This is a genomic window from Proteus sp. GOKU, assembly GCF_015475555.1.
GTDB classification, from domain to species: Bacteria; Pseudomonadota; Gammaproteobacteria; order Enterobacterales; family Enterobacteriaceae; genus Proteus; species Proteus mirabilis_B.
In genome coordinates this window covers 3,775,460-3,789,763 of record NZ_CP034105.1, presented here as the reverse complement: position 1 = coordinate 3,789,763, position 14,304 = coordinate 3,775,460, and the positions used below count along the sequence as shown (strand labels likewise).

General features: G+C 38.8%; 12 protein-coding genes. 6 read left to right on the top strand and 6 right to left on the bottom strand.

From position 1 onward, the window contains the following. Positions 1–120: 120 nt before the first annotated feature. On the top strand, positions 121–1,665 hold the full coding sequence (locus tag EHE21_RS17295) for a methyl-accepting chemotaxis protein (protein WP_088494375.1): 1,545 nt from the start codon (positions 121–123) through the stop codon (positions 1,663–1,665). A gap of 99 nt (positions 1,666–1,764) precedes the next feature. Here EHE21_RS17295 and EHE21_RS17290 read toward each other — a convergent pair whose 3' ends face one another. The 3 genes from EHE21_RS17290 to EHE21_RS17280 all read right to left on the bottom strand — a co-directional run bounded on the left by EHE21_RS17290 (position 1,765) and on the right by EHE21_RS17280 (position 8,004). Then, the gene (locus tag EHE21_RS17290; RefSeq protein WP_194951365.1) at positions 1,765–3,510 is read right to left on the bottom strand and encodes a methyl-accepting chemotaxis protein; all 1,746 of its coding nucleotides are present in this window, start codon (positions 3,508–3,510) and stop codon (positions 1,765–1,767) included. A 539-nt stretch (positions 3,511–4,049) separates the two neighbouring features. Beyond that, positions 4,050–5,738: a methyl-accepting chemotaxis protein gene (locus EHE21_RS17285; RefSeq protein WP_088494377.1), complete on the bottom strand. Its 1,689-nt coding sequence runs from the start codon at positions 5,736–5,738 to the stop codon at positions 4,050–4,052. A 331-nt stretch (positions 5,739–6,069) separates the two neighbouring features. After that, positions 6,070–8,004, bottom strand: a complete 1,935-nt coding sequence (locus tag EHE21_RS17280; RefSeq protein ID WP_194951364.1) for an ABC transporter ATP-binding protein — start codon at positions 8,002–8,004, stop codon at positions 6,070–6,072. 118 nt (positions 8,005–8,122) lie between these two features. On the opposite strand from EHE21_RS17280, the gene kefG reads away from it, so the two are divergent. The 4 genes from kefG (at position 8,123) to slyD (ending at position 11,474) form a co-directional block, all read left to right on the top strand. Continuing rightward, a complete protein-coding gene (kefG, locus tag EHE21_RS17275) occupies positions 8,123–8,677 on the top strand; it encodes a glutathione-regulated potassium-efflux system ancillary protein KefG (protein ID WP_416384055.1) in 555 nt (184 codons plus the stop codon). Then, positions 8,677–10,530, top strand: a complete 1,854-nt coding sequence (gene kefB / locus EHE21_RS17270; protein WP_194951362.1) for a glutathione-regulated potassium-efflux system protein KefB — start codon at positions 8,677–8,679, stop codon at positions 10,528–10,530. Before kefG ends, kefB begins: the two co-directional genes overlap by 1 nt. 13 nt (positions 10,531–10,543) lie before the next feature. Continuing rightward, entirely contained in the window at positions 10,544–10,747 is a 204-nt protein-coding gene (locus EHE21_RS17265) for a YheV family putative zinc ribbon protein (RefSeq protein ID WP_088494381.1), read from the top strand. An 88-nt stretch (positions 10,748–10,835) separates the two neighbouring features. Beyond that, the gene (gene slyD / locus EHE21_RS17260) at positions 10,836–11,474 is read left to right on the top strand and encodes a peptidylprolyl isomerase (RefSeq protein ID WP_194951361.1); all 639 of its coding nucleotides are present in this window, start codon (positions 10,836–10,838) and stop codon (positions 11,472–11,474) included. An 80-nt stretch (positions 11,475–11,554) separates the two neighbouring features. Here the strand turns inward: slyD and EHE21_RS17255 are convergent, their stop codons facing one another. After that, positions 11,555–11,773 (bottom strand): SlyX family protein, encoded by a 219-nt coding sequence (locus EHE21_RS17255; RefSeq protein WP_023583298.1) that lies wholly within the window; start codon positions 11,771–11,773, stop codon positions 11,555–11,557. A gap of 334 nt (positions 11,774–12,107) precedes the next feature. On the opposite strand from EHE21_RS17255, the gene fkpA reads away from it, so the two are divergent. Continuing rightward, the gene (gene fkpA, locus EHE21_RS17250) at positions 12,108–12,860 is read left to right on the top strand and encodes an FKBP-type peptidyl-prolyl cis-trans isomerase (RefSeq protein WP_088494382.1); all 753 of its coding nucleotides are present in this window, start codon (positions 12,108–12,110) and stop codon (positions 12,858–12,860) included. Positions 12,861–12,958: 98 nt separating this feature from the next. Here fkpA and EHE21_RS17245 read toward each other — a convergent pair whose 3' ends face one another. Both EHE21_RS17245 and EHE21_RS17240 read right to left on the bottom strand, forming a co-directional pair. After that, entirely contained in the window at positions 12,959–13,840 is an 882-nt protein-coding gene (locus tag EHE21_RS17245; RefSeq protein WP_194951360.1) for a DMT family transporter, read from the bottom strand. 146 nt (positions 13,841–13,986) lie between these two features. Next, the gene (locus tag EHE21_RS17240) at positions 13,987–14,142 is read right to left on the bottom strand and encodes a hypothetical protein (protein WP_194951359.1); all 156 of its coding nucleotides are present in this window, start codon (positions 14,140–14,142) and stop codon (positions 13,987–13,989) included. Positions 14,143–14,304: the final 162 nt, after the last annotated feature.

Sequence of the window (14,304 nt, the reverse complement as noted above, 5' to 3'; positions counted from 1 at the left end):
TTTAAATGTAGGTATTTCCACTTATTACTAAAGTTATTCTCCTAACGGCCGAAACGATAGTTATTTAGGCAGTCTTTTTTTGTTGAGATGTTTTAATTTCAATGTCGAGGAGAGTAACTAATGCGTAACAATCAACCGGTGACACAGCGAGAATACCCGGTATCTGAAAACGCAACACTGATGTCGACGACAGATCTTGATGGCAATATTATTTATGCCAACGAGGACTTTGTCGAAGCCAGTGGGTTTTCAGTGGAAGAACTTGTGGGGCAACCCCACAATATTGTCCGACATCCAGATATACCTTCAGAAGTCTTTAAGGATATGTGGAGGACGTTAAAGCAAGGCGAAATTTGGACCGGGATCGTGAAGAATCGTCGTAAAAATGGGGATCACTATTGGGTAAGAGCGAATATCACTCCTATTATACGTCAGGGTAAGATTCAAAGTTTTATGTCAGTAAGGACTGCTGCAAAAAAAGAGGAAATAGCACAAGCCTCAGCACTTTACGCCGCATTTAATCAGGGTAAGTATCCTTCACACACGTTTTTAAAAGGTGCTTTTGTTTATAAAGGGTGGCAACGTTGGCGCTCATGGAATCAAACAATTTCATTAAAAAAACGGCTCCGTCTTTTTATTCTCTTACCCCTACCTTTTATGTTGTTAAGTGCATGGTTTGCTGGTTTGTCGGGTTATGCTCTTTTTATGCATATCGCAATTTTACTGGTATTACTAATGGCAAATGAACGTATTCTCTATTTTCAGATTGTTAAGCCCATTAGGCTACTTAATAAGCAAGCGAATCGTGTTGCAACAGGCGATGAACATAACGTTACATATATAAATCGCATCGATGAAGTGGGTATGACACAGCGTTCAGTTAATCAATTAGGACGCATGTTCCGTTGGTTAGTCAGTGATGTGAGTCATCAAATTCATCAAGTAGATATCTCTTGTGATCAATTAGCCGCAGGTAATCGCGATCTGTATGTAAGAACAGAGCAAACCGCCAGCAATGTTGAAGCAACCGCCTCAACGATGAATGAATTAACGACGGCGGTAAGCAGTAATAGTGAAACGGCAGGACAGGCAAACAACCTTTCTAATATTACTTGTGAGGCTGCGATAAAAGGAGGTGGTGCAATGGATAATATCGTCAATACGATGAATGATATTGCGAAGAGCTCTGATCGCATTAGTAATATCATTGGTGTTATTGATAGCATTGCCTTCCAAACTAATATCCTTGCACTAAACGCATCCGTAGAAGCCGCCAGAGCAGGTGAACAAGGTCGAGGTTTCTCGGTGGTTGCAACAGAAGTAAGGGAGCTAGCACAGCGCAGTGCTGAAGCGGCGAAAGAGATCAAAACATTGATCAGTGCTTCAAGTAGCAATATCAAAGTTGGCTCAAAGCAAGTCAATGAAACCGTCGAAACAATGGAAGATATTGTGGTACATGTTAAAAATGTGACTGATTTAATTGGTGAAATTAGTCTTGCATCATCAGAACAGAGTGCAGGTTTAAAAGAGCTTGGTCGCGCTGTTGAAAAATTGGAATCGATTACGCATGAAAATGCGAATTATGTTTCTAAAGCATCAATGATTTCAGGTGAAATGAAAGTACAAACTAATTACTTAGTTAGTGCAATCAATGTATTTCATTAATTTGTCATTATTTAAGAAGTAAAAGAAAAAGACACCTACTAAAAATAGGTGTCTTTGTGTTTATCTAAATCACGTTTTTATCATGATAAAATCAATGGCTTAAAAGCTTGTCCAATCATCATCTTCACCATCATTTACAGTCGCTGTTCCTTTTGCTGGCTTTTTCTCTTTCGCGTCATCCTTGACTGTATTTTTTATCTTCTCATCTTTTGTATGCAGTGATTTTTCAGATGAGAATTGTTTTTCTATTACTTTGTGTTGTGCCTTCTTATTGAACTGTTCACTTTCAGCCGTTTTAAACTGCTCAACGATTTGTTCAAGATTACCCGCTTCTTCAGTTAATAAGCTGGCAACAGCAGATGATTGTTCAACCATAGTGGCATTTTGCTGTGTGGCTTTATCCATTTCAGTGACCGCAAGAGAGACTTGAGTAATACCTCGAGTTTGCTCTTCTGACGCAGATAAAATTTCTGTCATTGAATCTTCAACATGTTTTACGGACGTCAATATTTCGCCCATAGAAATGCTAACTTGTTCAACCAGATCGTTACCATGACGAACACGGCTAATAGAGGCATCAATTAACTCTTTTATTTCCTTTGCAGCTTCGGCACTGCGTTGTGCTAGCTCCCTTACTTCTGTTGCAACCACCGAGAAACCTCGACCTTGTTCACCTGCTCTTGCGGCTTCAACCGCAGCATTTAACGAGAGAATATTGGTTTGGAAAGCGATGCTATTGATAACGGCAGTGATTTCACCAATTTTTTGTGAGCTATCGGCAATATCAGTCATCGTTTTCACCATTCTATTGGTGACATCGCCCCCTTTGCTGGCAATATTGGAAGTCTGACTGATAAGGTGTGAAACTTCACGAGCACTTTCTGTATTATTTCTCACTGTTGCTGTGAGTTGCTCCATACTTGATGCGGTTTCTTCTAATGCACTCGCTTGCTCTTCGGTACGACAAGAAAGATCGGTATTCCCTGCAGATAATTCTTGAACGCCTGTATAAATATGATGGCTTGTCCCTCGGATCGCATTCACAATTAATGACAGTTCAGTACGCATATATTGAATACCTGTTATTAATTGGTCGATTTCATTATTTCCTTTCGCTGTGACATCTTTATTTTCTAATAAGTTTCCTTGTGAAATTTCCGACATATAATCGACAATTTGATTGATACGTAAAACAATATTTCGACGTATCCAAAGTACAACAAGGACAGTAAAAAGAATAAAAACAAACATAAAGACAAAAGCTAAAACCAAGGTACGTTCATAATTACCTTGAGCTGCTTTTATTGCATGAGTAACAACGTTATCACTGAGATAATCTGTTGCTTCATAAAGGGATTGAGTAAAGCGCTCATTGGTATTATGTGCATAAAGAGATTGAAAACCGTAGTAATCACGAATTTCTAAACACGATACAAGTTGGTCAAGATCGTAAAGCACACGGTTAAAGAGTTTTTTCATGCTCTCTATTTTTTCGGGATCAAAATTTGCTTCTTCGGTAGCAGTGAAGTATGTAGTTATAATACGTATAACTTCTTGTTTTCTTTTGGGATAAGAGGAAATGAAATCAGAAATTTTATTTTCTGCAATATCTGGTGTGAGATGAGCTTCAAACATAACATTTAGCATATCTTCACGTAATTTATTTAATTCAGCATAACCATAATCCATCGTTTTTATCTGTTCAAAGCCATTCGCTAATTGTGAGATCCGCTTATTTGTTAAACTCGCATCACGGATACTCATTGCACCAGAAAAAAGTTGAATGGCGCAAAACAGTATTAAGATAAACATTAAGCCATTAGATATTTTTATTCGTTTCAGCATAGCCTTACCTATTTAATTGGTTTGTAGGACACACAGCAAGGAGCGATAACTATTTATCAATTAAACTTATTCGGCTAGATGTTTAAAAACTTTACCTTTTCTACTCTTTTTGATAGTAAAGACGACTTATATTTCTTTTTTTAGCTTTAATTGCCAGCTAATGGCTAAAATTTTCTAATGATTAATAGAAAAATCTATAAGTATATTAGCTTACTTATTTTTTGTGTTAATTGTTAATTTATAAATTTAAATAATCTTTTGTTGGATATTAAAGCGATAATAAGCAGTATTTTATTTTTATTTATCTTTTTATCTTATGATAAGACAAATAAAATTATCGCTTTCATAAACACTCTTAATTTTTCTTAAAAAATGTGTTTATTTCGTATAAAAAATGATCTTTTTTTTGTGTTTATGTGCGGTGAGATTAGAAATACTCCCAGAAAAAGCACTGGGAGTATGGTAGGTAGAGGTTTTGTTATATGTTCTGGACTATTTTCTACACAGCTATCTTTCACATCATAGTGTGAGAGATATCATTAAAAGCTTTCCCAATTATCGTCAGTTTCATGATTATTGGTTTTGATTGTTGGTGTTTTAAGTGTTTCCGAGTCTTGTGATTTAGCTGAAAATGCAGGCAACTTAGTTTTAGTTGGCGCAACTTTTTCGTGCTCCACTTTGAATGTATTCACAATCGTATCCAACATACTTGCTTGTTCACTTAATGTGGCAGAAGCAGCCGTTGATTGCTCAACCATCGCCGCATTTTGCTGAGTGGCTTTATCCATTTCATTAACAGCAAGGCTGATCTGTGCAATACCACGGGTTTGCTCTTCTGATGCAGATAAAATTTCTTTCATCGAACCCGAAACATGATTAACAGATGTGACAATCTCACCCATTGATAAACTTACTTGTTCGACAAGATCATTACCTTGTCTAACACGTAATATTGTTGATTCAATCAGCTCTTTGATCTCTTTCGCCGCTTCTGCACTACGCTGTGCTAAATTACGAACTTCACTTGCAACCACAGAGAAACCACGGCCTTGTTCACCCGCTCTAGCCGCTTCAACGGCAGCGTTTAGGGCTAATATGTTGGTTTGGAAAGCAATATCATCAATAACTGCGGTGATTTCACCAATTTTTTGTGAGCGGTCGGCAATGTCTGTCATTGTCATTACCATCTTATTACTATGCTCACCACCTTGAACGGCAATATCAGCAGTACTCATAACAAGCTCTGTGACTTCACGAGCGCTTTCTGTGTTGTTACGAATAGTTGCGGTCATCTGTTCCATGCTGGATGCCGTTTCTTCTAATGCGCTGGCTTGCTCTTCCGTTCTACTAGATAAATCATTATTACCCGCAGCAATCTCTTGTACGCCAGTATAAATGGTTGCACTAGTATTTCGAATAGAGCTTACCATCTCTTTTAATTGAGCACGCATTTGCTGTAAGCCGAGCATGAGTTGATCAATTTCAGTCTTACCTGAAACATCGCTATCAATACGACTGACTAAATCACCTTTAGCAATTGCCTCTTGATAAATGATCATTTGGTTAATGCGCACAATGATGTATTTGCGGATCCAAATAAGCACTAAGGTGGTAAAGATGAGGAAGATACCCATAAAGAGTGATGCTATCCACAACATGCTGTGGTAGTTATCTTCTGCTTCAATCACTGAAGGATTCACAACTTCATCGGTAATAAAGTCCGTGGCTTCATACAATGAATTCGTGAAGTTAGTGTTTGCTGGGCTTTTTAAAATTAAACGAACTGCGTTAGTGTTGCGTTCACTTAAATACTGCGCCAGTAAATCAAGATCAGCTCGGCTCTTTTGATAGAGCTGTTTGATCTGAGCCATACGTTGCTGATCGAAACCTGTTTGCGCAGATAGCTCAACATACTCATTCATCAATGCATCAACTTGCGCTTTACGTGCAGGCATGGTTTGCATAAATGTGGTGATGTTCGCATCCTCAGCTTGAGGATTTGAAATATAACTAAATGCTTGTGCAATAATATCAGTACGTAATGTATTCAACTCCGCATAGGTATTATCCATTGTGCGTAGTTGATCGAAACTGTATGAAATTTTTTTAAGAGTATTTTGAGTCTGGTAGGCATCGTGAATGCTTTGTACTCCAGAAATGATCTGAATAATACAAAACAGAGTCAGGACACACATTAAACCTTGAGAGATTTTAATTCGTTTTAACATAACCCTACCTATTAGCTTTGCCTTTTCGTTGGTAAGTGGGAGGTCCACTTAGCAGAATGATTAATTCGGCTGGAATGTTAAAAACTTTAGTGTGAAAGAATTTATTTCCCTTACTTAATATAAATAGGTAGAAAATAAACGTTAGATGGTTATTTTTATTGGGTTATTACTAGATAGGGTGAGATTATGTTTTGTGTAAATAGTGCTATTGTAAAATGATATAAATACCGTAAGTGAAATGAATTGTATAAATTTTCAGAATGAATTGAAGGGCGAAAATAAAGGAACTATTTCACTTAAAATAGTTCCTTTTTTAATGAATTGCGTTGTATTACTGGGCTTCAAATGTGTTTGTCATTTCTTCCAGTGTTTCTTGTAACTCCATCCACTCCATTTCCACTTCTTCTAGTGCAGATTTCGTAACACCTTGTCGGCTTAAGCAATCAGAAAGCTCATTTTTACGGCTAGTATCATAAATGCCACTATCAGAAAGAGCAGTTTCGATATCACTAAGCTCTTGGCTTAATTTATCCATCTTGCTTTCTAATGTTGTGAGTTTCTTGCGTAGAGGCTGGGTTTGTTGTCTAAACTCCGCTTCTTTGCGTTTTTGCTCTTTTTTATCTTGAGCGCTTAAATTGGTGCTTGTCGTGATATTGTCGTTATCTTGTTGGCTCTTATTTGCTTGTGTCTCTTGACGATTTTGATCAACTAACCACTGTTGGTAATCATCAAGATCACCATCAAATGGCTCAACTTGACCATCGTGTACCAGATAGAGATCGTCAGTGGTCGAGCGTAATAAATGCCTATCATGCGATACGACAACAATTGCCCCTTCAAAGCTAATTAAAGCTTGAGTGAGTGCTTGGCGCATATCTAGATCAAGGTGGTTTGTTGGTTCATCCATTAATAGCAAGTTAGGGCGTTGCCAAACTAAAAGTGATAAGACCAAGCGCGCCTTTTCACCCCCAGAGAATTGACCACAAGCATCTGTGACTTTATCGCCATGAAAACCGAAACCACCCAAGTAATCACGTAATTTTTGTTCAGTTTCTTTAGGTGCTAAACGCGTTAAATGTTGTAGTGCCGATTCATCTGAGCGCAAAAACTCTAATTGATGCTGGGCAAAATAACCAAGCTTAATACCTTTAGAAAGTGCCAATTTCCCCTGTAACGGTTCAATTTCACCTGCAAGTAATTTAATCAGTGTCGATTTACCCGCACCATTGCGTCCTAATAATCCAATACGCGAGCCGGGAACTAAATTGAGTTTGATATCATTAAGAATAACTTTTTCACCATAACCCGCGCTGACTTTCTCCATTGATAAAAGTGGATTAGGTAAGCTTTCAGGTTGGCGGAAGCTAAAATGGAATGGGTTATCTGAATGCGCAGGAGCAACCTTTTCCATTCGCTCAAGCATTTTGACACGGCTTTGAGCTTGTTTGGCTTTTGTCGCTTTCGCTTTAAATCTATCTATGAAGCTCTGTAAGTGTGCAATTTTGGCTTGTTGATTTTCAAACAGAGCTTGCTGTTGTGCGAGTTTGGTTGCACGTTGCATTTCAAACGAAGAGTAGTTACCTGAATATTCAAAGATTTTTTCTTGCTCGATATGCAAGATTTTATCTACGATAGGATCAAGAAAATCACGGTCATGGGAAATTAAAATAAGCGTGCCTGTGTAGCTTTTTAGCCATTTTTCTAGCCAAATAACGGCATCTAAATCTAAGTGGTTGGTTGGTTCATCGAGTAGCAGTAAATCAGAGCGACAAATCAGCGCTTGTGCCAAGTTTAAACGCATTCTCCAGCCACCTGAAAATGATTTTACAGGTTCATTAAGCTGTTGTTGGCTAAAACCTAAACCATTCAGTAAAGTTGCTGCACGAGATTGTATCGTCCATGCATTAATCGCATCTAATTGCCCGTGGATCAGAGCGATAGCATGGCCGTCATTTATTTCGTTCGCTTTTTGTAATCGTTGTTCTAACTGGCGATATTCTCTATCACCATCAATAACATAATCAATAGCAGGTACATCAAGCGCAGGTGTTTCTTGGTTAACCCACGCCATTGACCATGTACTAGGATAGGTGACATTGCCTGCTTCAGCTTGCAGCTCACCTTTCAATAAAGAAAGTAATGTGGTTTTGCCACAGCCATTTTTACCGACTAGACCAATCTTTTGCCCTGGATTAATGGTTGCACTGGCATTGTCCAGTAACACTCTGACACCACGGCGAATTTGCAAAGAAGAAAAAACAATCATAAATATCGTCTATTAAGAGTATGTAAATTAATATATAGAGTAAGTTGTTCGTAACAGTTGGTCACAATGCGTGCATGGTAACGGAAAAAACAGTTTCTGACACGTTTTGTAAGGAGGAATGATGTCAAACGCATCAAATGTATTACTGGTGTATGTTCATCCCGAGCCGCGCCAATCAGTCGCCAATAAAGCGTTATTAAAAGCGGTGAGGGATTTAGAGAATATAACTATCCATGATTTATATGCTACTTATCCTGATTTTTTTATTGATATACACCATGAACAATCCTTGTTGTGTAAGCACCAAGTGATCGTTTTTCAATTTCCATTGCAAACATATAGTTGCCCAGCATTATTAAAAGAGTGGCAAGACAGAGTGTTAACTCGTCCATTTGCTAACAAAGCTGGTAGAGCGCAATTAAAGGGTAAGTCATTTCGTTGTGTTATTACAACGGGAGAGCCTGAACAGGCTTATCAATATAATGGGAAGAATCACTACACACTGACAGAATTATTACGTCCTTTTGAATTAATGGCAGAAATGTGTGGTATGCGCTGGCTATCACCAATGATTGTATATTCAGCAAGACAACAATCCAAAACAACACTGACTCATATCGGTGAGGCTTATCGCCATTGGTTAAGTGCGCCACTTGAAGGGGAGCAAGCCTAATGGAAGATAATTGGATGATTAAAGCTGTGCTCTTTTTCTTGTGTGCTGCCGTGATTATGGTACCGATTGCACAACGCCTTAAAATTGGTGCAGTACTCGGCTATTTGATTGCCGGTATTGCCATTGGTCCTTGGGGATTAGGGCTGTTTAAAGATGTTGATAACATCTTACATTTTGCTGAATTAGGTGTGGTCTTTTTAATGTTTCTTATTGGTTTGGAATTGAATCCAGCCAAACTATGGGAATTAAGACGTGCCATTTTTGGTGTTGGTTCAATGCAGGTGGTATTAACGGCTTCTATTTTTTCAGGGCTCATTCTCGTTTTTACTTCTTTTTCATGGCAGGCAGCTGTTATTGGAGGCTTAGGTATTGCGATGTCTTCTACGGCGATGGCATTGCAACTTATGAACGAGAAAGGGATGAATCATAATGAAGGCGGACAATTAGGTTTTGCTGTTTTACTTTTCCAAGATATGGCAGTTATTCCTATCCTTGCTGTTATCCCTTTGTTAGCTGGAGAAACGGCAAGCAGTGATTGGTATCGCATTGGCGTGAAAGTGGCAGCTTTTGCTGGATTGCTGATTTGTGGTCGTTATTTATTACGCCCACTCTTGCGCTTAGTGGTGAAATCGGGAGTAAGAGAAGTTTTTACTGCCGCAGCGCTGCTTGTTGTGTTAGGTGCTGCTATTTTTATGGAAACCCTTGGTTTTTCAATGGCGATGGGAACCTTTATTGCGGGTGTGTTATTGGCAGATTCAGAGTATCGACACGAATTAGAGATCTCTATTGAGCCTTTTAAAGGTCTACTTTTAGGACTCTTTTTTATCTCTGTCGGTATGTCTTTAGATATCGGTATCTTATGGCGGTATCTTCCACAAGTATTATTGGGTGTCTTAGTTCTGGTTATTGTAAAAGCATTGATACTTTATAGTATCGCTTGGTTAGCCAGACTGCGTTTTTCCACACGACTACAATTCTCAGCTGTGTTAAGCCAAGGCGGGGAATTTGCGTTTGTTGTTTTCTCGACATCGATGGCTATGGGCGTATTAGATAGTCAGCAAATGGCGTTATTGTTGGTTGTTGTCACACTTTCTATGATGACAACGCCTCTTGTGATGCAAATGACAGACGCTGTGTTTGCTCGTCGTTATAATGACGCTAAAACGGACGAACAGCCCTTTGTTGAAAATAACCACCCAGAGGTCATCCTTGTCGGATTTGGTCGAATGGGACAGGTTGTAGGACGCTTGTTAATGGCGAATAAGATTAACGTCACGGTATTAGAGCATGATGTCGGAAGCATAAGCACCATGCGTAAATATGGCTATAAAGTTTATTACGGTGATGCCACTGATCTCAATTTATTGCGCGCAGCTGGTGCTGAACATGCTAAAACTATTGTTATCACCAGTAATGAACCTGAAGCAACGATGGAAATTGTTCATCTCTGTCAGCATCACTTCCCTAATTTGCATATTATTGCAAGGGCAAGAGGGCGTGTTGAAGCTCATGAGTTGCTCAAAGCGGGTGTGACAGATTTTAGCCGTGAAACATTTTCGAGTGCTTTAGAATTAGGGCGTAAAACGTTGATTGAATTAGGAATGCATCCTCATCAAGCTTATCGAGCACAACAGCATTTTCGTCGTCTGGATATCAACTTATTGAGAAAGCTGGTGGATGAATCACCTGAAGAAGTTTCTAACGTTTCACGAGTAAAAGAAGCGAGACGGGAACTTGAGGAGTTATTTAGTGAAGAAATTCGTCAAGAGCACCATCAGCCTGATATTTGGGATGAATCTTTAACAGAAGACATTCCTGAAATACGTAAAGAAAAAAAATCTATTGATAAATAGGAGAACTGACCCCATGTCTGCAACCCGTAAACGCTTTATCGCAGGAGCTGTGTGTCCACACTGTCAAGCTCAAGATACACTCAAAATGTGGCGTGAAGATAAAGTGGATATTGTGGAATGTGCGAAATGTGGCCATCAACAACGGCAAACAGAGGGTGAAGTTAATGCCCTTGTTCGTGAAAATGAGCAGGTCATTGGGATCTTTACACCACAATAATTGTAGGTTTTTTGATATAACCCGATACAGAAGATTTATTTTTCGTTACAATCGGGAAAATTTTGCCCACGGGTATGTAGGAGATGTCATGAAAGTAGCAAACGACTTGGTAGTTAGTCTGGCTTATCAAGTAAGATCAGAAGACGGTGTTTTAGTTGATGAGTCCACGGTGAGCGCACCGTTAGACTATCTGCATGGCCGTGGTTCTTTAATCAGTGGTTTAGAAAATGCATTAACAGGTCGCGAAGTCGGTGAAAAATTCGACGTAGAAGTGGCTTCTGATGATGCGTATGGTCAATACGACGAAAACTTAGTTCAACGCGTACCGAAAGATGTTTTTGTTGGTGTTGATGAGTTAGAAGTTGGTATGCGTTTTCTTGCTGATACCGATCAAGGTCCAGTACCAGTAGAAATTACAGGTATTGAAGGTGACGAAGTTATCGTTGATGGTAACCACATGTTAGCGGGTCAAAACCTGAAGTTTCATGTTGAAATCGTTGCAATTCGTGAAGCGACTGAAGAAGAATTAGCTCACGGTCACGTACACGGTGAAGAAGAAGAGCACGAATGTTGTGGTGGCCACGGTCACGGTGAAGAAGGCGGATGCTGTGGCGGTGGTCATGGTCATGGTCATTCACACGGTGAAGAAGGTGGATGCTGCGGTGGCGGCGGTCATGGTCACGGTGGTCACGGCCACGGTCATGGCGGTTGTGGTTGCCAGCACTAATCTTTCGTTGAAAAGATCAAAAGGAGCGTTTAAACGCTCCTTTTTTGTTTTCGGTTTTGATATCAATAACAAACGAGAACTTAGTAGTGAGGTGGAGGCGTTTCATCCTCAGGTCTAGCAAGTATTGAAGTTTGAGAGTTTTTTAGGCGCTCAGAAACAATTTTTAAGGCTTCTTTAAAGCGGCTAATTTCTATTTGCTGCTGTGTGACCACTTGGTTTAATTCTTCAATAGTCGCATCTTGGAAAGCAACTTTGCTTTCTAATTGAATGAGCAATCGCTCTACTTCCTTAATATCCATTGTGTTTTTCCTCCTTTAAAATGTCCTATTACGACGAATATGATGAACAAACTCGCGAAATTTAATCTTATTTACTGATATATACACAGGAAGACATAAATCTGGTTTGAGATAAAAGACTATTTTGCTAATGTGATAGCACTCTGTGCTGACAAAAATCCTAACATTAACTGTTAAGAGTGTCGGCAAATTTTTTAAATTCATATAAAATTGCTACCCGCGGATGAGATCTATACCGCAACGACAGCAAGATGTGATGCAAAACGTTTAAGCAAAGATCTATGATGATCGCTTGTAAAACGTAGCGACTCACTAACATATACTGGAGAATGGGATGAAATCTTTATTAAAAACGACGTTGCTGGCAACCAGTTTAGCTTTCGCATTCAGTGCACCTCATGCATTCGCTGAAGAAGCTACAGCTAAAGTGCCAACATTAAATAGCGCATTTAAAACTCAAAATGAGCAAAATGCCTATGCGTTAGGCGCGTCGATGGGTCGCTATATGGAAGCTGCATTACAAGAACAAAAAAATATTGGTATTACTTTAGATTCTAAACAACTGTTAGCAGGTGTTCAGGATGCATTTAATAGCAAATCAAAATTATCAGACGCTGAAATTGAATTAACATTAGCGGCTTTTGAAGATCAAGTCCGTACTGCTGCAACAGCAAAAATGGAAAAAGAAGCGACTGAGAACAAAACTGCGGGTGATAAATTCCGTACAGAGTTTGCCGCTGAGAAAGGTGTAGTAAAAACTAAATCAGGTCTACTGTATTTAGTTGAAAACCCAGGTAAAGGCAAAACACCAACAGATGCTGATCGTGTTACTGTAAACTACAAAGGCATGCTGATTGATGGTAAACAATTTGATAGCTCTTATGATCGTAACGAACCTCTGACAATCAGCCTGAAAAGCGTTATTCCTGGCTGGACTGAAGGTATGAAGTACATCAAAGAAGGCGGTAAAATCAAGTTAGTTATTCCACCAGAATTAGGCTACGGACAACGTGCAACAAGTGGTATTCCTGCTAACTCAACATTAGTATTTGAAGTTGAATTACTGAGTGTTGAAAGCGATAAGTAATTCACTTATCTCTAATTATCACTAAAAAAATGCTGACATTAATGTCAGCATTTTTATTTCTAATGTATAGCTCATTATTTGTTTCTTAACACATAGCGTTAGTCCACAGTCTCTTCAATAATAATGGCTTTGGGCTTTTTGAAAACAAACAGCAAGCCCACAATGATTGCGCCCATCCCAGCCAAACTTAGCCAAGACATCTTGTTACCTAAGAAGATGTAATCCATTAATGCGGTCACGCCAGGTACTAAATAAAATAAGCTAGTGACATTAACCAAATTACCCGTAGTGAGTAAGCGGTATAATAGCAACTGAGCAACAACAGAAATGATCACCGCAAGCCAAAGTACAGGAATAACAAAGCCAATGTCGAATGAAGCATGAAAGGGCTGGAAGGGGACAAATAATAAACACAACACAAGGCTAACAACATATTGTAGCGGTAAGGCATCCATCGGCGCTAATTGCAGTTTTTTCTGTGAGATCGCACCAAAGCTCATGCAAAGTAGTGCAACTAACGCATAAATCATTCCCGTTAATGAGAGGGATGTATTAAATAAACTTTGGGCAACCACTAACACTAATCCAGCCAAGGCGATTAAAAGCCCTAATAGACGCGTCGCTGTAAAATTACGTTCTATTATCCATAATGTAATAATCGGCTGAACACCCATAATTGTGGCTAACATTCCCGGTGTAATACTATTAGCGAGCGCTAAAAGATAACAGATAGAATAACCACCAATAATAAGTAAACCGACCCATGCCGTTTTTAAACGACTTCCTTTTGGTGGTAAAAAGCGATGACGCTGAATACACAAAAAAGAGAGAAACGCTAAAGCGATAATAAAACGCCAAGTTAAAATTGCAAATGAGCTACCATTATCTAAACCCCAGCGAGAAAAGATAGCGCCACTACTCCACAATAAAACGAATAACGTTGTTGGGCCGAATTTTGCCCAATATTGACGTAAGTACATGATGATATACCTGTAAAATAAGCAATAAGAGAGCTTGATTATTTTTAATGATTATTAGCAAATTGATAAAATATCAATGAATAAACGCAAGCAACATATCACTATATAAGTGGTGATTAAGTACGTTCTTAAGCTAAGTAAACAAATCAAGCAACGTGAGCTGCAACAACCGTTGTATTGACTACAACCACTTTCACAGGCGGAGGTGGTGAAGAGAGAATCTCAATAGGTATAGAAGCAACAGAAATTAATCCTATTATTGATGAAGTTTGCTGAGATTGGCATATCATCAGTGTATTCATAGGATTAATCGCTCGTTAAAATAACAATAATTTGGAATATAGGTAATCTATTCAGTAGTGTCAATCTTTATCCTGCCCACACCAAAAAAGGAAAATTTTCAAAAAATAAAGGTGGGAATAAGTCCAAAAGATAAAGAAAAATGAAAAAAGCTGTGACCTATC